The sequence below is a fragment of the Streptomyces sp. NPDC001137 genome (genome assembly GCF_040298885.1).
In the GTDB taxonomy this organism is placed as follows: domain Bacteria; phylum Actinomycetota; class Actinomycetes; order Streptomycetales; family Streptomycetaceae; genus Streptomyces.
In genome coordinates this window covers 52,338-72,715 of record NZ_JBEPBA010000011.1, presented here as the reverse complement: position 1 = coordinate 72,715, position 20,378 = coordinate 52,338, and the positions used below count along the sequence as shown (strand labels likewise).

14 protein-coding genes are annotated in these 20,378 nt (G+C 68.1%); 4 read left to right on the top strand and 10 right to left on the bottom strand.

The window, feature by feature from the left end; genetic code table 11:
* Nucleotides 1-20: 20 nt before the first annotated feature.
* The 3 genes from ABT254_RS22950 to ABT254_RS22940 all read right to left on the bottom strand — a co-directional run bounded on the left by ABT254_RS22950 (nucleotide 21) and on the right by ABT254_RS22940 (nucleotide 6,595).
* Nucleotides 21-1,739 carry a serine/threonine protein kinase gene (locus ABT254_RS22950; RefSeq protein ID WP_351473044.1) on the bottom strand — a complete coding sequence of 573 codons (1,719 nt, stop codon included), beginning with the start codon at nucleotides 1,737-1,739 and terminating at the stop codon, nucleotides 21-23.
* 138 nt (nucleotides 1,740-1,877) lie between these two features.
* Nucleotides 1,878-4,163, bottom strand: a complete 2,286-nt coding sequence (gene murJ / locus ABT254_RS22945; RefSeq protein ID WP_351473041.1) for a murein biosynthesis integral membrane protein MurJ — start codon at nucleotides 4,161-4,163, stop codon at nucleotides 1,878-1,880.
* A 44-nt stretch (nucleotides 4,164-4,207) separates the two neighbouring features.
* Complete coding sequence (locus ABT254_RS22940; protein WP_351473039.1) at nucleotides 4,208-6,595, bottom strand: DUF6049 family protein; 2,388 nt, start codon at nucleotides 6,593-6,595, stop codon at nucleotides 4,208-4,210.
* A 259-nt stretch (nucleotides 6,596-6,854) separates the two neighbouring features.
* On the opposite strand from ABT254_RS22940, the gene ABT254_RS22935 reads away from it, so the two are divergent.
* The gene (locus tag ABT254_RS22935) at nucleotides 6,855-8,321 is read left to right on the top strand and encodes a CCA tRNA nucleotidyltransferase (protein ID WP_351473036.1); all 1,467 of its coding nucleotides are present in this window, start codon (nucleotides 6,855-6,857) and stop codon (nucleotides 8,319-8,321) included.
* 98 nt (nucleotides 8,322-8,419) lie between these two features.
* On the opposite strand, the gene ABT254_RS22930 is transcribed toward ABT254_RS22935, so the two are convergent.
* The 4 genes from ABT254_RS22930 to ABT254_RS22915 form a co-directional block, all read right to left on the bottom strand.
* Nucleotides 8,420-8,947 (bottom strand): LppU/SCO3897 family protein, encoded by a 528-nt coding sequence (locus ABT254_RS22930; RefSeq protein WP_351473034.1) that lies wholly within the window; start codon nucleotides 8,945-8,947, stop codon nucleotides 8,420-8,422.
* A gap of 123 nt (nucleotides 8,948-9,070) precedes the next feature.
* A complete protein-coding gene (locus ABT254_RS22925) occupies nucleotides 9,071-10,333 on the bottom strand; it encodes an MFS transporter (RefSeq protein ID WP_351473032.1) in 1,263 nt (420 codons plus the stop codon).
* An 86-nt stretch (nucleotides 10,334-10,419) separates the two neighbouring features.
* Nucleotides 10,420-11,502 carry an inositol-3-phosphate synthase gene (locus tag ABT254_RS22920; RefSeq protein ID WP_351473029.1) on the bottom strand — a complete coding sequence of 361 codons (1,083 nt, stop codon included), beginning with the start codon at nucleotides 11,500-11,502 and terminating at the stop codon, nucleotides 10,420-10,422.
* A 44-nt stretch (nucleotides 11,503-11,546) separates the two neighbouring features.
* The gene (locus ABT254_RS22915; RefSeq protein WP_099930059.1) at nucleotides 11,547-12,230 is read right to left on the bottom strand and encodes a helix-turn-helix transcriptional regulator; all 684 of its coding nucleotides are present in this window, start codon (nucleotides 12,228-12,230) and stop codon (nucleotides 11,547-11,549) included.
* 352 nt (nucleotides 12,231-12,582) lie between these two features.
* Between ABT254_RS22915 and ABT254_RS22910 the strand changes: the two genes are divergently transcribed.
* Entirely contained in the window at nucleotides 12,583-15,252 is a 2,670-nt protein-coding gene (locus tag ABT254_RS22910; RefSeq protein ID WP_351473026.1) for a transglycosylase domain-containing protein, read from the top strand.
* Between the two features lie 131 nt (nucleotides 15,253-15,383).
* On the top strand, nucleotides 15,384-16,892 hold the full coding sequence (locus ABT254_RS22905; protein WP_351473023.1) for a glycosyltransferase family 87 protein: 1,509 nt from the start codon (nucleotides 15,384-15,386) through the stop codon (nucleotides 16,890-16,892).
* A 112-nt stretch (nucleotides 16,893-17,004) separates the two neighbouring features.
* Here ABT254_RS22905 and ABT254_RS22900 read toward each other — a convergent pair whose 3' ends face one another.
* The 3 genes from ABT254_RS22900 to ABT254_RS22890 all read right to left on the bottom strand — a co-directional run bounded on the left by ABT254_RS22900 (nucleotide 17,005) and on the right by ABT254_RS22890 (nucleotide 19,753).
* Complete coding sequence (locus ABT254_RS22900; RefSeq protein ID WP_030938869.1) at nucleotides 17,005-18,036, bottom strand: alanine racemase; 1,032 nt, start codon at nucleotides 18,034-18,036, stop codon at nucleotides 17,005-17,007.
* 101 nt (nucleotides 18,037-18,137) lie between these two features.
* Nucleotides 18,138-19,259 carry a peptidoglycan bridge formation glycyltransferase FemX gene (femX, locus tag ABT254_RS22895; protein WP_115907084.1) on the bottom strand — a complete coding sequence of 374 codons (1,122 nt, stop codon included), beginning with the start codon at nucleotides 19,257-19,259 and terminating at the stop codon, nucleotides 18,138-18,140.
* A gap of 179 nt (nucleotides 19,260-19,438) precedes the next feature.
* On the bottom strand, nucleotides 19,439-19,753 hold the full coding sequence (locus ABT254_RS22890) for a hypothetical protein (RefSeq protein WP_351473018.1): 315 nt from the start codon (nucleotides 19,751-19,753) through the stop codon (nucleotides 19,439-19,441).
* 287 nt (nucleotides 19,754-20,040) lie between these two features.
* Here ABT254_RS22890 and rpsF point away from each other — a divergent pair, with 287 nt between their 5' ends.
* On the top strand, nucleotides 20,041-20,331 hold the full coding sequence (gene rpsF / locus ABT254_RS22885; RefSeq protein WP_005482942.1) for a 30S ribosomal protein S6: 291 nt from the start codon (nucleotides 20,041-20,043) through the stop codon (nucleotides 20,329-20,331).
* Nucleotides 20,332-20,378: the final 47 nt, after the last annotated feature.

The window sequence follows — 20,378 nt, the reverse complement described above, 5'->3', positions numbered from 1 at the left end:
CCCTGGGATGCGGTGCGCTTTCAGCCGGTGAACTTCACGTCGGTGATGGCCTGCTTGTAGCCGGCGCTGCTGTAGTCGTCACCGGGCGCCTTCGGCACGTCGGTGATCCACAGCAGGACGTACTGGGTCTTCAGCTTCTTTGAGGCCTTCACCGTGAGAGAGGTGCCGCTCGTGGTCGCGGTTCCGATCTCCTCCAACCCGTCGACCGATGCGGAGGGGGACAGAGAGTCGGTTGCGTACAGGTGGACCGTTGTGTGGTCACCTCCGTACCGGAGCCCTATGGTCGCCGCAGAGATCGTCTGGGCCGAGCTGAGCTCGTAGACGATGCCCACGCCTGGCTTGTACGGCGCGAGTTTGGGGCCCTCGTTGTAGCTCTTGGTCCGCCAGTAGGTGGTGCTGTTGCCGTCGTATGTGTTCTTGACGTCTCCGGGTGCCTGAAGGGACCCCTCGACGGCGTACTCCTGCGCTTCCTTGATCTTGATGTGCGTGACCGGCTTGGCGTTGTCGCCGCTCTTGCCGCCCCCGTCCGTCGTCTGCGTCTTGTTCGTGTCGTCGGACTGGTTGCCGTTGCCCATGAGCGCGTCCGCCAGCTGCCAGCTGCCCAGGCCCAGGGCCGCGATGAGGAGAGCCGAGACGGCCCACTTCAGCGCCTTGCCGGTGCGGCTCTGCAGCGGGGCCGGAGGAGCCGGCACCGGCTGGGTGGCGCCGGGGTGCGGTGCCGGGCGGCCGTAAGTGCCCTGCTGATACGTGGTGCGCTGGTACTCCGGCGGGGCGGTGAAGGCGGGCTCCGGCGGGCGGATGCGGGGCATCTCGCCGATCGCCTTCACCAGTTCCTCCGGCGTGGTGCACGGGGATTCGTGGCGGGAGGCAGTCGCCCCGTCGTTGGCGAGTGCGCGCATGGCCAGCTCGGACAGACCGCGGTGGACACCGGCCCGCACCTGGTCGGGTGCGATCAGACCGACGTCCTTGGGCAGCCCCGCCAGACCGTACGCGTCGTTCTCGTACGGCCAGCGCTGGGTGAGCCCCGCGTACAGGAGCGCGCCGATGGACTCCGTGTCGGTGCGCTGCGGGGTGTCCGAACTGATGCCGCGCAGGGCGGCGTTCACGGCGAGGCCACGGATGCGCCACTGGCCGCTGGAGGTGCGCAGGACGGCGTTGGGGTTCAAGCGCAGATGGGCCAGGCCCTCACGGTGCGCCGCAGCCATCGCGGAGGCGATCTGACTGACCATCTGGTAGGCGTCGTGCGGCTCCAGCGGACCGGAGGCGAGCAGCGTGGTCAGCTCGGCGGCGTCGGGCAGCCACTCGTGGACGACATAGACGAGGTCGTTCTCCTCGACCGCGTCCAGCACCTGGACGAAGCGCGGATCACCGAGCAGCGCCGAGGAGCGGGCCGCGGCCAGCACCGAACGTGCCCGTGGATGGTCCGCGGGCAGGATGTGGACGCCGACGGCGCGGCGAAGCTTCTCGTCCACGGCACGCCAACTGCTGAATCCGTCCAGTCGAGTGACGCACTCCTCGAGCCGGTACCGTCTGGCGAGTTTGTGGCCGCTGTGCAGCTCGGGCGGTGAGGCCTTCCCGGGACCCTCGGTCCCGCCACTCCCCTGTGCCTCGTCGATCTCCGTGTCCCGCTCCCGGTTCTGGGCCACCCCGTCGGCCGTGGACTGGTCCGCCTCTGCGGTCAGCGGTGTGTCACCGCTGTTGTCTGCCACGTCGACGGCAGCCGCGCTCCGTTCTGCCACCGTCGTTCCTGCCTCCCCATTCATCGCGCGCCGGTCAACATCCGTGCGCGCTGTCCGACGCCGAAACCAATTGTGCCCACAGTCCGCCGCTATGCACGACACACGGTGGCGGACGATGGTTGTGCGCGTACCCCCGCGTCAGCGCCCCAGACGCCCGCGGACCATGCCGACCAGTGAGTTCAGCTCCTCGATGCGCATCTTGCGGGCGGCCAGGAAGAAGATCCCGAGCAGGACCGCACCGCCCGCCACCAGGGCCGCGAGGGATCCGACGACGCCCTGGCCGAGCGTGTGGCCGATCTCGTAGCAGGCCGCGCCGCTGAGGGCCGCTGCGGGCACCGAGGCGATGCAGAGCCTGGCGTACGTCCGCAGGACGCGGGCGCCGTCCAGGTCGCCGCCGAGCCGCTTGCGCAGCCGGTTCCAGGCGACGCCGACACCGATCGCATAGGCGAGGCCGTACGAGGCGGCCATGCCGGCCACGGCCCAGCGGGCCGGCAGCGTGACGTAACACAGTGCCGAGGCGCCCGCGTTGACCGCGGCGACGATGACCGTGTTGTAGAAGGGGGTCCGGGTGTCCTCGTAGGCGTAGAACGCGCGCAGGACCACGTACTGCACGGAGTACGGGATCAGGCCGAGGGCGAACGCCATGAGCATGAAGCCCATGTTGGTGGCCTCGCTGATGCCCGAGGAGCCGAAGATCAGCGTGCACATCGGGATGCCGAGGGCGAGGAAACCGAAGGCGATCGGCACGATGGCGACGGCCGTGGTGCGCAGGCCCTGGGAGATGTCGTCGCGGACGGCGCCGCTGTCGTCCTCCGCCGCCGAGCGCGAAATGCGGGGCAGCAGGGCGGCCATCAGGGAGACGGTGATGATGGCCTGCGGCAGGCCCCAGATCAGCTGGGCGTTGGCGTAGGCGGCGAATCCGGTGCCGTCGACGGGTGAGGCCTTGCCGGCCGAGGTGGACAGCTGCGAGACGACGATCGCGCCGGCCTGGTTGGCGAGGACGAACAGGACGGTCCACTTGGCGAGGGTCACGGCCTTGCCGAGGCCGTGGCCCCTCCAGTCGAACCGCAGCCGCAGCCGGAACCCGGTCTCGCGCAGGTACGGGATCATCGCCAGCGCCTGGACGACGAGGCCGAGCAGCACACCGATGCCGAGGAGCCGCTGGCCCTCCGGCGGGATGTTCGTGACCTTCATGCCGGAGTCGGCCGCTGTGCCGTACACCCACATGAACATGCCGAGCGTCACGATGATGACGATGTTGTTCAGGACCGGCGTCCACATCATGGCGCCGAACTTCCCTCGGGCGTTGAGGATCTGGCCCATCACCACATGGACGCCCATGAAGAAGATCGAGGGCAGGAAGTAGCGGACGAAGGTGATGCCGACATCGTTGGCCGCCGGATCGCTGGCCACCGAGTCCGACAGCAGGCGGATCAGGAGCGGTGCGCCGAAGACCGCGAGGACCGTGAGGGCGCCCAGCGCCACCATGACGAGGGTCAGCAGACGGTTGGCGTAGGCCTCGCCGCCGTCCTCGTCCTCCTTCATGGCGCGCACGAGCTGCGGCACGAACACCGAGTTGAGGCCGCCGCCGACGGTCAGGATGTAGATCATCGTGGGCAGCTGGTAGGCGACCTGGAAGGTGTCGCCGAGCAGACCGACGCCCAGCGCCGAGACGATCAGTGCGGAGCGGATGAAGCCGGTGAGGCGGGAGACCATCGTGCCCGCGGCCATCACGGCGCTCGACTTGAGCAGGCCCCCGCCGCGCCCGCCCTTCTTCACCGGGGCCGCAGGAGCGGCGGGGGGTACGGGAGCCACGGGCGGCGTGGTGCCGAGGTTCATGGTCTGGTCGGTCGCGGGCGTGGGTGCCGCCGGAGCCTGGTACTGCGGGGTCGGCGAGGACGCGCCCGGCGCGGCCGCCGGGCCGGGCACCGCCGGGGGATCCGACGGCGGGTATCCGCCGTTCTGCTGCTGGTCCCGGAAGAGATGCGCGAAGGCGTCCGGCTCGTGGCGCTCCTCGCCGGCCTGCGTGACGAGGTCGTCGACGCCCACGTACTGGGTCGTGCGGGGGTCGTCGCCGTACGGCAGGTACTGGCTCGGGCCGTCCGGTTCCGGCGCCGGGGTCTGGGCCCAGACCCGGGAGTCGGGGGCGTGCGGGGACTGAGGCGGCTGGGCGTACAGCGGCTGCTGCGGCTGGTAGGTCCCCGGGGGCGGCGGGGGGTGCGCGGCGCGGTCGTAGAGGGCCTCGGCGACCGGGTCCTGCGCGGAGAGGTCCTGTGCCCGGTAGGGGTCCTGGTCGTAGGCGTCCTGGAGGTACATGTCCGCGGGGGGCTGCGGCGGTACCTGGCCGTGCTCGGGCAGCGGGCCCTCGGGGGGGCCCGAGCTGCCCGCGGCCTGGCCGCGGTCACCGTCGTACGGCGCGTTCATGGTTACCCCACCTCATCGTCCCGGGCCCACCGGCCACGACATCCTCAACGGTCCACTCTCTCACCCGTGCCGGACGGGTCGGTGCTTTCCGGTGCGGTGTCCGGTGTCGGGTCACTCGGCTGCTCAGGGTCGTCTGCCCGGGCGTCGGTGCCGGACTCCTCCTGGAGACGGTCTTCGGGGCCCTCGGGGTTCTCCGGCCCCTCCGCGGGCTCCTCGGCCCCGTCGGGACCGCCCTCGGCCTCACGGGCGGCTGCCCGCTTGCGCTGCGTGTACATCCGGAAGCCGGCGAGGACGAGCAGGAGGAAGCCGCCGCCGATGACCAGCATCACGGTGGCCGTGAACTCGGTGACCTTGACGTCGAAGGTGACGGCGTGGCCGTATTCCTGGCCGTCCTCCGTGTACAGCTGGGCGACCACCGTCGCCTGGCCGTTGGCCTTGGCCGTCGTGGTGAACTTCACCGTCTGGCTGTGCCCGCCGGAGACCGTGACAGGTTGCTCCTGGTAGGCGTGACCGCCGATCTGGAGGCGGGTGGGGCTCGTCGAGGTGAGGCGCAGCGTCAGGTGCTGGACGCCCTGTACCAGATTGTTCTGGACGGTCACGGGGATGGTGGCGCTGCGTCCGGAGAGCTTGGTGTCGGACTTGTCGATCAGTTTGACCTGGCCGGTCAGATCGGTGAGGTGGTTGTCGACGTCGTTGCGGAAGCCGGCCGCGGCGGCCGCGTTGCCCCGCCACGAGGTGGACATCCCGCGGTTCATGGCGCGCCCGAAGGGGGTCACCACACGGGACTCGTCGCTGAGGATCACCTTGAAGTTGTCGAGCTCGTCCTGTGTGGTCGCGATCTCCTCGAAGGCCGAGCGGGGCAGCTCCTGCTTGCGCAGCGAGGACGGATACGCGGACGTCGACGGCACCTTCGTCGTGGCACCCGGGTCCGGTTTGGCCTTGGCGGCCGATGTGAGCTTCTGGGCCTCGGACCAGTTGCCGCCCTGGAGGGCCGCCAGCGCGTCGGCCATGGTCTGGGCCTGGTGTGTCGTGGGCATGCGCTGCGGGGCGACGACGATGCTGCGCTGCTTGTTCGTCTGGAGGTTGAGCGCCAGGCTCTGGGCAAGGAACTGCTGCACGGCGAGGGTGCCGTCAGAGGCCGATGTGAGGTCGCCCTCGAAGGCCTCCGACAGGCGGGCGTCCGCGACGACCGCCGTGGTGCCGCCGCCGATCGGGCGGGCTGCGGAGGGGGTGTAGGAGAGGCCGCCGGTCTCCTGGAGGCTGTCGCTGCGCGCGATGACCTGGTCGGCGCCGGCGGATGTGGCGACCTTCACGATCGACGGATCGACGGCCCCGTCCACGGGCCAGGCGAAGTCCGTGTTGGGTTTCACGTGGAGGATCGGCTCCACCGTGTTGGCGACGACGTCCGTGGCCTCCTTGAGGTGGCTCAGCGAACCGGTCACGCTCGTGCCGTTGTGGGCGAGGGAGGCAAGGTCCGGGTCGGCGAAGGGCAGCGCGACGACCTCCTTGTCGGCCACCGCCTTCTGCAGCTCGGCGAGCCACTGCTTGGCGACGGCCTGGTGCGTGCCCGCCGTGGTGGTGTTGCCCGCGGCCCGGACCCGATAGCTGCGGGTCATCGCGTCGACCGAGGCCAGCAGATCAGGATCGATCACCCATGTGACGTCGAGGCTCTCGCCCAGGGACAGCATCTCGTCCAGGCGGCCGCCCGGGGAGATCTCCTTGGCGAGATCGTCATTGAGGAAGACCGGTGTCTGCTGCTCGTTCGACCCCGTCTCCGCCGTCATGTGGACGGTGGAGACCAGCGGCCACAGGAAGGTCGTCTTCGTCTTCGTGCCGGCCTCGTCGGGCTGCCAGGGCAGGAAGGTCCGCTGGGTGCCGAGGACCTGGTTCCACGGCTGGGCGGCCGTCTGGCCGGACAGCGACACGGCGAACTGGTAGACCCCGTCGTCACCGAGGTCCAGCTTGTCGACCGGCACGGAGATGCTGAAGGGCTCGGCGACCCCCGGAGTGAGCCGGGAGAACTTCTCGACGTACTTGCCGCCGAGCTCCGAGCGGGTCGCGCCCTGGAGGCTGCGGCTGTCCCGGGTGATGTCGTCGACGGCCGAGCGTGTGTTCAGCTGCGGGCCCACGCTCAGTCCCACGTGGGCGCCGGTGACCGTCTGCTTGCCGTTGTTGGTCACGGTGCCCGACACGGTCAGTGTGTCCCCGTCCGTGGGGACCTCGGGGCTGAGTGAGTCGAGGGAGACGGCCACCGAGCCCGAGCCTGAGGCATCCTGCACGGAGGTCCGACCAGCCGCGTTCGCAAAAGCCGCGGAGGGCAGCTGGAGGAGGCCGGCCAGCAGAGGCGCCCCTGCGAGCAGTGCTCCGGTGCGCCGCAGCCACCGGCGGGCAGGTGAGGGATTCGTCCCCTGGAAGTCTGCCGCCTCGGCCACGCGCTCGTCCGTCCCTCGTCGTCGTCAGTGGTCGTCGGAATGTGCGTCCACGCATGGTAACGATGCGCGCTGAGGGGAAGTGCCGCGGACTGCCGCACAAGATCAGGGAGCGAGACCGACCTGTCCTTTATCTACATGTATAAAGGGAAACGCAGCGTGTGCACCCCAAGAGCATCGCTTGCGTACGTATCTCCTTCGGTGTCCGTGGACGCTTAATGGAGGCGCTTGCGGGCGCCCGGGCCACGTACCCTCTTCTGTTGTGCCGAACGCCAACGAAGCCAACCTCAGTGCCCCGAGCCAGGAGCCGCACCGCGTGCCGAGCGAACCGCTGCGGGTGGATCCTGTCGCCGACGACCTCGCCCGCCGTTTCCAGGCGGCCGGGTTCTCGCTCGCCCTGGTCGGCGGCTCGGTCCGGGACGCGTTGCTCGGCCGGCTCGGCAACGACCTCGACTTCACGACCGACGCACGCCCCGAGGACGTCCTCAAGATCGTCCGTCCGTGGGCGGACGCCGTGTGGGAGGTGGGGATCGCCTTCGGGACGGTCGGAGCTCAGAAGAACGCCCGCGTCGCAGACGCTGACAAGCACTTCCAGATCGAGGTGACGACTTACCGGTCGGAGGCCTACGACCGCACCTCGCGCAAGCCCGAGGTGTCGTACGGCGACTCCATCGAGGAAGACCTCGTCCGGCGCGACTTCACCGTCAACGCGATGGCCCTCGCCCTCCCGGAGAAGAAGTTCATCGACCCGCACGGCGGACGGGACGATCTCGCCGCGCGCGTGCTGCGCACCCCCGGCACTCCCGAGGCGTCGTTCTCCGACGATCCGCTGCGGATGATGCGGGCCGCACGCTTCGCCGCGCAGCTCGACTTCGAGGTGGCTCCAGAGGTCGTGACGGCCATGAAGGAGATGGCCGGCCGCATCGAGATCGTCTCGGCCGAGCGGGTACGGGACGAGCTGAACAAGCTGATCCTGTCCGCGAACCCGCGCAAGGGTCTGACGCTGCTGGTCGAGACCGGTCTCGCGGACCATGTGCTGCCCGAGCTTCCGGCCCTGCGGCTGGAGCGTGACGAGCACCATCGGCACAAGGACGTCTACGAGCACACGCTGATCGTCCTGGAACAGGCGATCGCGCTGGAGGAGAACGGCCCCGACCTGACTCTTCGCCTGGCCGCGCTGCTGCACGACATCGGCAAGCCGCGCACCCGCCGGTTCGAGCAGGACGGCCGGGTCTCGTTCCACCACCACGAGGTGGTCGGCGCGAAGATGACCAAGAAGCGCATGACGGCTCTCAAGTACTCCAACGAGCTGGTGAAGGACGTCTCACGGCTGGTCGAACTCCACCTGCGGTTCCACGGCTACGGCACCGGTGAGTGGACGGACTCGGCGGTCCGCCGCTACGTCCGTGACGCCGGCCCGCTCCTCGACCGCCTCCACAAGCTGACCCGCTCGGACTGCACGACGCGGAACAAGCGCAAGGCGGCGGCGCTGTCGCGGGCGTACGACGGTCTGGAGGAGCGCATCGCCCAGCTCCAGGAGCAGGAGGAGCTGGACGCGATCCGTCCCGACCTCGACGGGAACCAGATCATGGAGATCCTGGGTATCGGTCCGGGGCCGGCCATCGGTCAGGCGTACAAGTTCCTGTTGGAGCTTCGGCTGGAGAACGGGCCGATGGAGCATGATGCGGCGGTGGCGGCGCTCAAGGAATGGTGGGCTGAGCAGAGCTGAGGTCGTGAAACCGGGGTCATGTTTCACGTGAAACATGACCCCGGGATACGCGGTGGGGCGGTGTTTCACGTGAAACACCGCCCCACCGTGCGTCTGTTCTACTTCTTGTAGTCCTTCAGGCAGAGCAGGAAGTCGTTGCTGTCGCTGCTCTCGGTGTACGAGTACTGGAAGTCCTTGGCGGCTTTGAGGCACTTGGTCTGGGCCTCGGTCTCCGTGTAATTGCCGTTGACCTTGGCCAGCACGATGTACTGGGCCTGCGACGAGTCGCACTTCACGACCTCGAGGTCCGGGTTGTTGTCGTTGGTGCTGCCGCGGTGCATGCAGTCGCCGACCTTGGCCGTGTCGGCGTCGTTCCGGCTGGCTATGTAGCCGCCGATGGCGAGGCAGGCCACCACGGCGATGATGACGATGTTCTTGATTGCCCTGGGGCTGAACTTGCGGCTGGGCTGAGGCGGAACCGCGGCGTACGGCGGCGGGAACCCCGGCTGACCCGGCTGCTGCGGGTAGCCGCCCTGGGGCGGATACGGCGCCGAGCCCTGCGGCGGGTACGGTGCCTGGCCCTGGGGCTGGCCGTAAGGCTGCTGGCCCTGTGCGAACGGGTTCTGGCCCTGGGGCGGAGTGGTCACTTGAGGGTCCCCCTGACGAGTTGGTGAGCGGACTGCATAAGAGCCGCGTAAGACCCCGGTAAGTTATCGGCTGCCACTGACACTTCTGTAACCAGAAGGGACTCTGTGGCCTTGATGTGACACTTACCGGCGCTCGAAGCGGGCCATAGCCGCAGCAACCACCCCGTAGACAACGGCGACTGTGACCACCAGCGGCACGGAGCGGCCGTCCGGCGGCAGCATCAGTGCGGCCACCGCCGCGGCGCCGACGAAGGCGACGTTGAACAGGACGTCGTAGACGGAGAAGATCCGGCCCCGGAAACCGTCGTCCACAGAGGACTGCACGAGCGTGTCTGTCGCGATCTTCGCGCCCTGGGTGGTGAGGCCGAGGACGAACGTCGCGACCAGCATCGGTGCCGTGGCGAACGGAAGACCGAGGGCAGGTTCCAGGACGGCGGCCGCCCCGGCGCACACCACGATCCAGCGCCCCGGCCCGAGGCGCCCGGCAGCCCAGGGCGTCACCACGGCCGCAGCGAAGAAACCGGCGGCGGAAGTCCCCAACGCCAGCCCCAGCAGGCGCAGTCCGTCATCGGTGGTCGAGGCGAAGGTGTACCGGCACAGCATCAGCAGCATGACCAGCAGCGCGCCGTAGCAGAACCGCATCAGGGTCATCGTGACGAGTGCCCAGGCCGCCTCCCGGCGCGTCGGTGCGGCGAGGTGTCGTACACCTGCCGTCAGGTCGCGGGCCGTGCCGGTGACTGCCGCGGCCAGGCTCGGCTGCACCAACTCGGCTTCCGGCCCCAGCAGTTCCGGTGCCAGGCGCAGTGACGCGAGCGCCGCACACAGGTACAGGAAGGCGCCCAGCAGGACCACGGCGGCGTCGGAGTCCGCCGCCACCAGCCGTACGACGAAGGCGAGACCGCCGCCCGCGGTCGCGGCGAGCGTACCGGCGGTCGGGGAAAGGGAGTTGGCCATCACCAGCCGCTCGGCGTCGACGACGCGCGGCAGCGCGGCGGACAGCCCCGCGAGGACGAAGCGGTTGACCGCGGTCACGCAGAGCGCGGAGATGTAGAAGAGCCAGTCCGGGGCGTGACCGAGGATCAGAAGAGCTGTCGCCGAAGCCAGCAGGGCGCGCAGCAGGTTGCCATGGAGGAAGACCTGGCGGCGGCGCCAGCGGTCCAGCAGGACGCCGGCGAAGGGGCCCACCAGGGAGTACGGGAGCAGCAGGACCGCCATGGCGGAGGCGATCGCGGTGGCCGAGGTCTGTTTCTCCGGCGAGAAGACGACGTAGGCGGCGAGTGCGACCTGGTAGACGCCGTCGGCGCCCTGGGAGAGCAGGCGTACGGCGAGCAGACGCCGGAAGTTCGCGAAGCGCAGAAGAGTGCGCAGATCACGGACGACGGCCATGGGGCACAGCCTCACATACGGGGAGGGTCCCCGGGCGGGCAACCCGGGGACCCTCGACGCCCTGGCAGGAGCAGTTGTGTCAGCGCTTAGCGCTCGACTTCACCCTTGATGAACTTCTCGACGTTCTCGCGGGCCTCGTCGTCGAAGTACTGGACCGGCGGGGACTTCATGAAGTAGCTGGAGGCCGACAGGATCGGGCCGCCGATGCCGCGGTCCTTGGCGATCTTCGCGGCGCGCAGGGCGTCGATGATGACACCCGCGGAGTTCGGGGAGTCCCAGACCTCCAGCTTGTACTCCAGGTTCAGCGGGACGTCACCGAAGGCGCGGCCCTCGAGGCGGACGTAGGCCCACTTGCGGTCGTCCAGCCAGGCCACGTAGTCGGACGGGCCGATGTGGACGTTCTTCTCGCCGAGGTCCCGGTCGGGGATCTGGGAGGTGACGGCCTGCGTCTTGGAGATCTTCTTGGACTCCAGGCGCTCGCGCTCGAGCATGTTCTTGAAGTCCATGTTGCCGCCGACGTTCAGCTGCATCGTGCGGTCCAGGATGACGCCCCGGTCCTCGAACAGCTTCGCCATGACGCGGTGCGTGATGGTGGCGCCGACCTGCGACTTGATGTCGTCACCGACGATCGGGACGCCCGCCTCGGTGAACTTGTCCGCCCACTCCTTGGTGCCGGCGATGAAGACCGGAAGGGCGTTGACGAAGGCGACCTTGGCGTCGATGGCGCACTGGGCGTAGAACTTCGCCGCGTCCTCGGAGCCCACGGGCAGGTAGCAGACGAGCACGTCGACCTGCTTGTCCTTGAGGACCTGGACGACGTCGACGGGCTCGGCGTCGGACTCCTCGATGGTCTGGCGGTAGTACTTGCCGAGACCGTCGAGGGTGTGGCCGCGCTGGACGGTGACACCGGAAGTGGGCACGTCGCAGATCTTGATGGTGTTGTTCTCGGAGGCCCCGATGGCGTCCGCGAGGTCGAGGCCGACCTTCTTCGCGTCGACGTCGAAGGCGGCGACGAACTCGACGTCACGGACGTGGTAGTCGCCGAACTGGACGTGCATCAGGCCGGGGACCTTGGACGCCGGGTCGGCGTCCTTGTAGTACTCGACTCCCTGAACCAGTGACGCGGCGCAGTTGCCCACACCGACGATGGCTACGCGAACCGAACCCATTCCGGTTGCTCCCTGTGTGTACGAGTGAGGCCCTGACTGGACTCTCACGTGGCGGTGTCGTCGGGCGTATCCGTCCCGGGGGTGTCCCCGGGACGGGGCAGGACGCCCGGCGCTCCAGATGTGTTGTTCTGCTGAGCGGACCCCCCGGAGGCGGGACCCTTCAGGTCCCGTCCGGCCCGCTCGCTCTCGATGAGCTCGTTCAGCCAGCGCACTTCGCGCTCCACGGACTCCATCCCGTGGCGCTGGAGCTCAAGCGTGTAGTCGTCGAGGCGCTCCCGGGTGCGCGCCAGGGAGGCGCGCATCTTCTCCAGGCGCTCCTCCAGCCGGCTGCGGCGGCCCTCCAGCACGCGCATGCGCACATCGCGCGACGTCTGCCCGAAGAAGGCGAAACGGGCGGCGAAGTGCTCGTCCTCGTACGCGTCGGGGCCCGTTTGTGAGAGCAACTCCTCGAAGTGCTCCTTACCTTCCGCCGTCAACCGGTAGACGATCTTGGCGCGACGCCCGGCGAGCGGCGCCGCGAGGGCGTCCTCGGGGGTGTGTCCCGGCTCTTCGATCAACCAGCCGTTGGCGACCAGCGTCTTGAGGCAGGGATAGAGCGTTCCGTAGCTGAACGCACGGAACACGCCCAGTGACGTATTGAGTCGTTTCCGCAGCTCATAGCCGTGCATCGGGGACTCGCGGAGCAGGCCGAGTACGGCGAACTCAAGGATCCCGGAACGCCGGCTCATCCGCTCGCCTCCCTGCCTTATCTCGCACCGATGTATCGACTCGATACATCACGACGATAGAACGGCCTTCCGGATGCGACAAGTGGGGAGACGGTGAACGGGATCACATCACTTATTCATCCGAGGCAAGTTGCCTGATTTGGGGTGAACTCTGGGGCTCAGTGGGTTTTGGCGGTGCGTAGTCTGTGCGGCATGCAATCCACCGGGAGCCGAGTGACGCCAGGGGATGTCACGGCTCCCGGCGCAGTACGGATGAATGCGGGATCGACCACATCCGTACTTCGGGGGGACCGGAAACCAGCCGCCGTTTCCAGGCGCGCAAGGGTGCGCCTGCCCGAGGAGTAGTCGTTCGATGAGCGAGCACCGTCGCAAACCGCCGCAGCCGCAGGGAGGCGGACGTGCCGCGGCCCGACGCGGCCAGTCCGGCTCGTCCTCCGGCCGCCGCGCGGCACCGCGAGGCGCAACCGGGTCCCCGGCCGATTACGGACTGGGCCAGGGGTCGACTGACGAGGAGCGGTCGTACGGCGGCCGCGCCGAAGCCCGCCGCGCGGCACAGAGATCTGGAGGCGGCCGCCGCAGAGCGGCCGAGCCGGGCCGCGGAGGTCGACGCGGCGCGCCGCCCGGCGGGCCCGGGCGGGGCAGAGGGCGAGCACCCGATCCCGGCAGGAAGCGCCTGATCGACTATCCGCGCGCGGGCAAGTACGGCGTGGCCCGCTGGGTGCCGTCCTGGAAGCTGGTGGCAGGCCTGTTCATCGGGTTCCTCGGAAGCCTGGTGGCCGTGGCGGGCATCGGGTACGCCATGGTGAGCGTCCCGAACGAGGCCGACACCGCGACGGCCCAGAACAACGTCTTCTACTGGTCCGACAAGAGCGAGATGGTCGCCACGGGCGGTGAGACGAACCGCCAGATCGTCAACCTCTCGCAGATCCCCAAGGCGATGCAGTACGCCGTCATCTCGCAGGAGAACAAGACCTTCTACACCGACAGCGGCATCGACCCGAAGGGTATCGCCCGCGCCGTGTTCAACATGGCCCGTGGCGGCGAGACGCAGGGTGGCTCCACCATCACCCAGCAGTACGTCAAGAACGCGCGGTTGGACGACCAGTCCCAGACGATCACGCGTAAGTTCAAGGAGATCTTCATCTCGATAAAGGTGGGCGCCACGGTCTCCAAGGACAAGATCATGCAGGGCTACCTGAACTCCGCGTACTACGGGCGCAACGCCTACGGTATCCAGGCGGCCGCCCGCGCGTACTTCAACAAGGACTCCGTCAAACTGAACCCGGGCGAGTGCGCGTTCCTGGCGGCGATGCTCAAGGGCGCCACGTACTACGACCCGGCGGGCGCCACCTCCATCGACCCGGCGGCCACCCCTCAGAACAACAGCAGGCGTGCGCTGCGCCAGATGCAGAACACCCTCGACAAGATGGTCCAGTACCACCACCTGGACGCGGCGACGCGTGCGAAGTACACCAGGCTCCCCGATGTGAAGAACCCGCGGTCGAACACCCAGCTCGCCGGCCAGGTCGGCTACCTCGTGGACCTGGCCAAGGCGTATCTGATCAACAACACCAACATCACCGCCAACGACCTGCAGCGGGGTGGCTACTCGATCTACACGACCTTCGACAAGAAGAAGGTCAAGGAGCTCGAGGCCTCGGTCAAGAACGTCCAGAAGACCAACATCAAACCCAAGCAACGCCCCAACACGGACACACACGTCCAGTTCGGCGGTGCTTCCGTGGATCCGACGACCGGTGCCATCAAGGCCATCTACGGCGGTGAGGACGCGACCAAGCACTTCACCAACAACGCCGACGTCACCGGCGCCCAGGTCGGTTCGACGTTCAAGCCGTTCGTGCTGGCGGCGGCGATGAAGTGGGGCGTGAGGGACAGCAGCCTCGGCCCTGAGCAGGCGCAGGACGAACGCACCCCGGTCTCTCCGAAGAGCCTGTACAGCGGTAAGAACAAGCTCAAGATCTTGGACTACGACAAGACGGTCTGGAGGAGCGAGAAGGAACCGGATGGGTGGCGGCAGACCAACGACGGCAACGAGTCGTACGGCAGTCCGCCCAAGTACCAGATCGACCTGCGTGAGGCGATGCGGGAGTCGGTGAACTCCGCCTATGTGCAGCTCGGAATGGACGTCGGGCTGGACAAGGTGAAGGAGGCGGCCATGGACGCCGGTCTCAAGGAGAACAGCCTGGCCGGCACCAGCTACCCGTCCTTCTCGATCGGTATCTCCGACCCGAGTGCGATCCGCATGGCAGGTGCCTACGCCACCTTCGCGGCCAGTGGCGAGCAACGTGATCCGTTCTCCGTCACGAAGGTCGAGAGCAAGGACGGCACCATCTACACCCATGAGGACAAGCCCCACGAGGCCTTCACACCCAAGGTCGCCGACAACGTCACCGACGTGCTGAAGACCGTGGTCGACAAGGGCACGGGTACCGCCGCCCAACTGCCCGGGCGGCAGGTGGCGGGCAAGACGGGTACCACCGACGGCAACAAGTCCGCCTGGTTCGTGGGCTACACCCCGCAGCTGTCCACGTCGATCACGATGTTCCGCTACAACGACGACGAATCGGAGAAGAACCGCACCTTCCTGGAGATGTATGGAACGGGCGGTCAGAAGAAGATCCACGGTGCCTCGTTCCCGGCCGAAATCTGGCACGACTACATGGCGGAGGCGCTGAAGAACGAGCCGGTGAAGGACTTCCCGACGCCGGAGCCGATTGGCACGATCGTCAACGCAGCGCCCAGTCCGACGGCCGTTCCGACGCCCAGTGCGACCCTTACGAGCCCGTCGCCGAGTCCGACACCCAGTGAGACCTTGACGAGCCCGTCTCCCTCACCGAGCCAGTCCTGCAAGTTCAGCTGGCAGTGCACGGACACCGGCGGTACGGACACCGGCGGCACCGACGGAGGCGTGACCTCATCGCCGACGGCCACGGAGACGTCCGGGACCGGCAACAGCAGAGGCAACGGCAACGGAGGACTCTTCGGAGGCCCGGCCGGCTAGTCGTCGCAGCATCCGACACGGGCGTTTCACGTGAAACATGCCGATGTTTCACGTGAAACAGGGGCCGCCGCACCTGAGTGGTTGCGGCGGCCCTCGGCGTATTCCCAGACACTTACGGCAGGATGTGCCCCATGCCCAGCGCAGAATCGACGCAAGCGAGCGTGCACGAGCAGGACCCGGTGCGGCCGACCAAGGAGGACAAGGTCGCCGCGTCCGGAAGCGAGCTGATCGGCGGCCCCGTCGGGCGGCGCGCGCTGCTCGGTACGTCCTGGTGGACTCCCGTGCGGGTCGTCGTGCTCGTGGCGATCGGCATGTTCGCCCTCGGACTGATCCAGAAGGCTCCCTGCTACAACGGCGCCTGGTTCTTCGGCGCCAGTTCGCAGTACACGAAGGCGTGCTACTCGGACATTCCGCATCTCTATCAGGGACGCGGTTTCGCCGACGGGCTGGTGCCGTACTTCGACAAGCTGTCCGGCGACATGCCGTACCTCGAGTACCCCGTGCTGACCGGCGTGTTCATGGAGGTCGCCTCCTGGCTCACCCCGGGCAGCGGCAGCATCCAGGACCAGGAGCAGTGGTACTGGATGGTCAACGCCGGGATGCTGATGGTGTGCGCGGCCGTCATCGCGGTCTGCGTGGCCCGTACGCACGCCAGGCGCCCCTGGGACGGTCTGCTGGTCGCCCTGGCGCCCGCCTTCGCGCTGACCGCCACCATCAACTGGGACCTGCTGGCGGTCGCTCTGACGGCCGCGGCGATGCTGATGTGGTCCCGGAGCCGCTCCCTCGCGTTCGGCGTCCTTCTGGGGCTGGCCACGGCAGCCAAGCTCTATCCCGTGTTCCTGCTGGGCCCGCTGTTCCTGCTGTGCTGGCGTGCGGGCAAGTGGCGGGACTTCGGCAAGGCTGTGACAGGAACAGTCGTCGCATGGCTCGCCGTGAATCTGCCGGTGATGCTCTTCGCCTGGGACGGCTGGTCGCAGTTCTACAAGTTCAGCCATGACCGGGGCGTGGACTTCGGGTCGTTCTGGCTGATCATGGCTCAGAACTCGACCGACCCGCTCAGCACCGACACCGTCAACAATCTGGCCACGGCACTGGTGGTGCTGTGTTTCGTGGGTCTTGCCGTGCTCACCATGACCGCTCCTCGCCGTCCGCGCTTCGCCCAGCTCGCTTTCCTGATCGTCGCGGCGTTCATCCTCACCAACAAGGTCTACTCGCCGCAGTACGTCCTGTGGCTGGTCCCGCTCGCCGTGCTGGCCCGGCCGAAGTGGCGGGACTTCCTGATCTGGCAGGCGTGCGAGGTCGCGTACTTCCTGGGCATCTGGCTGTATCTCGCCTACACGACCAGCGGGGACGCTCACAAGGGGCTGCCCCAGGACGGCTACCACTGGGGCATCGGCGTGCATCTGCTGGGGACGCTCTACCTGTGCGGCGTGATCGTGCGCGACATCCTCATGCCGGAGCGGGACCCGGTGCGCCGGGCCGGTGACGACGACCCGTCAGGGGGCGTGCTCGACGGCGCGGAGGACGTCTTCGCCCTCGGCGCTGCGGCCCATCCGCCGCGGCACGCGGCCCACTTCGACCCACCACAGGTGGAGTGGGGCAGCCGTGGAACAGCATCTTCCACGGATGGTTCGCTCTGAGCGAACAGTTGTCGGAGAGGGTGGGCGACCCATGGAGCGGCCTCACCCGACGCACGAAAAGGCCGTACACGGAGCTTCCGTGTACGGCCTTTCGGTTGGCCGGCGCTCTCGATCAGCGGTCGACGATGCGGTCGAACTGCGTGGTGGTGTGGCGCAGATGGGCAACCAGCTCCTCGCCCACCTTCGGTTCCGGTGCGTCCGCCGGCACGAACAGGATGGAGACCTGCATGTGCGGCGGCTCCGCGAACCAGCGCTGCTTGCCGCCCCACACGAACGGAGAAAGGTTCCGGTTCACCGTGGCGAGGCCGGCCCGTGCGACGCCCTTGGCACGCGGCATCACGCCGTGCAGCGCCTTCGGGGCCTCCAGACCCACCCCGTGCGACGTTCCGCCCGCCACGACCACCAGGAAGCCGTCGGAGGCGGCCTTCTGCTGCCGGTAGCCGAAACGGTCTCCCTTGGCGACCCGCGTGACGTCCAGGACCGCGCCACGGTACTCGGTGGCCTCGTGGTCCCCCAGCCACAGCCGGGTGCCGATACGGGCACGGAAGCGCGTCTGCGGGAACTGCTGCTGCAGCCGGTGGAGTTCGTCCGCCTTGAGGTGGCTGACGAACATCGTGTGCAGGGGCAGGCGGGCGGCACGCAGGTGGTCCATCCAGCCGATGACCTCCTCGACGGCGTCGGAGCCGTCCGTGCGGTCCAGCGGCAGGTGGATGGCGAAGCCCTCGAGGCGGACGTTCTCAATGGCGGCGTGCAGCTGCGGCAGGTCCTGCGCGCTGATGCCGTGCCGCTTCATCGAGGACATCACCTCGATGACCACACGGGCTCCCACGAGGCCGTACACGCCGTCCACCGACGACACCGAGCGGATGACCCGGTCGGGCAGCGGGACGGGCTCCTCGCCGCGCCGGTACGGCGTCAGCACCAGCAGGTCGCCACCGAAGAAGTCCTTGATGCGCGCGGCCTCGTACGTCGTGCCGACGGCGAGGACGTCCGAGCCCAGCCGAGTGGCCTCCTCCGCCAGCCGCTCGTGCCCGAAGCCGTAGCCGTTGCCCTTGCAGACCGGGACGAGCCCCGGAAACTGCTCCTGCACGTGCTTGTGGTGCGCCCGCCAGCGCGCGGTGTCGACGTAGAGCGTGAGCGCCATGGCCGGACCTGGAACCTTTCTCGTGGCTGCGGTGTATCAGAGATGTGGAAGCGAACGAAGCAGTCGTACTTGTCGAAGCGAGCGGCCGGGGCCGCCGGGGCTCAGCGGCGCGACATGTAGATGTCGAGCGCCTTGTGGAGCAGCTTGTTGAGCGGGAAGTCCCACTCGCCGAGGTACTCGGCGGCCTGGCCGCCCGTGCCCACCTTGAACTGGATCAGGCCGAAGAGGTGGTCGGTCTCGTCCAGGGAGTCGGAGATGCCGCGCAGGTCGTAGACGGTCGCGCCGAGCGCGTATGCGTCACGCAGCATCCGCCACTGCATCGCGTTCGAGGGCCGGACCTCACGGCCGATGTTGTCGGAGGCGCCGTAGGAGTACCAGACGTGCCCGCCGACGATCAGCATGGTCGCGGCCGACAGGTTCACCCCGTTGTGCCGGGCGAAGTACAGCCGCATGCGGTTGGGGTCCTCGGTGTTGAGGGCCGTCCACATGCGCTGGAAGTACGACAGCGGGCGCGGCCGGAAATGGTCACGCACGGCCGTGATCTCGTACAGCCGCTGCCATTCCTCGAGGTCCTGGTAGCCGCCCTGGACGACCTCGACGCCGGCCTTCTCGGCCTTCTTGATGTTGCGGCGCCACAGCTGGTTGAAGTTCTTGTGGACCTCTTCCAGGGAGCGGTTCGCCAGCGGCACCTGGAAGACATAGCGGGGCTGTACGTCACCGAAGCCGGCCCCGCCGTCCTCGCCCTGCTGCCAGCCCATGCGGCGCAGCTTGTCGGCGACCTCGAAGGCGCGCGGCTCGATGAAGTCGGCCTCGATGTCACGCAGCCGCTTCACGTCCGGGCTCTGGATGCCCTGCTTGATCGAGCCCGCCTCCCAGCGCCGGATGATCACCGGCGGGCCCATCTTCACGGAGAAGGCACCCTGCTGCTTGAGGTGCGCGAGCATCGGTTCCAGCCACTCGGTCAGATTCGGCGCGAACCAGTTGATGACCGGACCTTCGGGCAGATAGGCCAAGTAGCGCTTGATCTTGGGCAGTTGGCGGTAGAGGACGAGGCCCGCACCGACCATCTCGCCGGTGCGCTCGTCGAACCAGCCGAGGCTCTCGGAGCGCCACTCCGCCTTGACGTCGGCCCAGGCCGGAACCTGCATGTGGCTCGCCGAGGGCAGGCTCTGGATGTACGCCAGATGCTGCTCGCGGCTGATCGTCCTCAGGGTCAGGCTCATTCGGGGCGCTCCTCGGGCTGGTGTGTCCCCATGGGTACAGGGGCTCCGGCTCTCGCGCCGAAGCCTACTGCGCCTTGCGAGCGCCCCGACTGGGCGTACGGAACCTGCGCCCCGGCTTGTTGGCGGCCAGGGCGTTCAGTGGTGCTTTGTCTGGGGTTGGAGAGCCGGTGTCCCTGGCTTCAGCCGATGACCCCACCGAAGAGGCCGCCGTGCGCCATGCCGAGGAAGAAGCCGACTGCCGCGGCCCCCAGACCCAGGATGAGTCCGAAGCGCTCGCGGGTCGTCTCCGAGATCCACTGGCCGTACGCGCCGGTGATGATTCCCACCAGGCCGGCCCAGGAGCTGAGCAGGTGCAGGTTGTGGAAGAAGCCCGTCACGAACGCCGTCACGCCGACAACCAGGGTCACCGCGAGCAGTGTGTCCTGGAGGGGGTGGGGTTTTCCGTCCGTGGCGAAAAGGCCTCCGACGGTGTTGGGTCGCAATGCCTGTGCCATTGGGGCACCTCCTGCGGAAGACGGCGCATCGTAGCGCCATGCACACCCGATGTGTACAGATTGACGGTCTACGCGGCCGGATTTCAACCGGAAGCGGGTGTGCAGGTAGTCTGTAGCGTCTGCACCGGTGTCTGCCCAGGCAGAGCCAGGGAACCGTCCAGGCCAGACCGGGGATGTCGCTCGACGACCCCCGATTGTCAGTGGCGGCCGATACCGTTGCGTACGCATCACGACCCTCCTGCCACGGAACGACCGTGGCCGCTGAGTCCAAAGGAGGTGGGTTCCACATGCGTCACTACGAGGTGATGGTCATCCTCGACCCCGATCTGGAGGAGCGCGCTGTCGCCCCCCTGATCGAGAACTTCCTCTCCGTCGTCCGTGAGGGCAACGGCAAGGTCGAGAAGGTCGACACCTGGGGCCGTCGTCGTCTCTCGTACGAGATCAAGAAGAAGCCCGAGGGCATCTACTCGGTCATCGACCTGCAGGCCGAGCCTGCGGTCGTCAAGGAGCTCGACCGCCAGATGAACCTGAACGAGTCGGTCCTCCGGACCAAGGTCCTCCGCCCCGAGACCCACTGAGCTCTCGCTCAGCTGATCCCGGGATTCGAGTAGCAGCACAAGCAGCC

Excerpts from the sequence above, each read along its gene's own strand:
- murJ (WP_351473041.1), bottom strand. The coding sequence starts at position 4,163 with ATGAACGCGCCGTACGACGGTGACCGCGGCCAGGCCGCGGGCAGCTCG.
- ABT254_RS22925 (WP_351473032.1), bottom strand. The coding sequence starts at position 10,333 with ATGGCCGTCGTCCGTGATCTGCGCACTCTTCTGCGCTTCGCGAACTTC.
- ABT254_RS22920 (WP_351473029.1), bottom strand. The coding sequence starts at position 11,502 with ATGGGTTCGGTTCGCGTAGCCATCGTCGGTGTGGGCAACTGCGCCGCG.
- ABT254_RS22915 (WP_099930059.1), bottom strand. The coding sequence starts at position 12,230 with ATGAGCCGGCGTTCCGGGATCCTTGAGTTCGCCGTACTCGGCCTGCTC.
- ABT254_RS22910 (WP_351473026.1), top strand. The coding sequence starts at position 12,583 with ATGAGCGAGCACCGTCGCAAACCGCCGCAGCCGCAGGGAGGCGGACGT.
- ABT254_RS22905 (WP_351473023.1), top strand. The coding sequence starts at position 15,384 with ATGCCCAGCGCAGAATCGACGCAAGCGAGCGTGCACGAGCAGGACCCG.
- ABT254_RS22900 (WP_030938869.1), bottom strand. The coding sequence starts at position 18,036 with ATGGCGCTCACGCTCTACGTCGACACCGCGCGCTGGCGGGCGCACCAC.
- femX (WP_115907084.1), bottom strand. The coding sequence starts at position 19,259 with ATGAGCCTGACCCTGAGGACGATCAGCCGCGAGCAGCATCTGGCGTAC.
- ABT254_RS22890 (WP_351473018.1), bottom strand. The coding sequence starts at position 19,753 with ATGGCACAGGCATTGCGACCCAACACCGTCGGAGGCCTTTTCGCCACG.
- rpsF (WP_005482942.1), top strand. The coding sequence starts at position 20,041 with ATGCGTCACTACGAGGTGATGGTCATCCTCGACCCCGATCTGGAGGAG.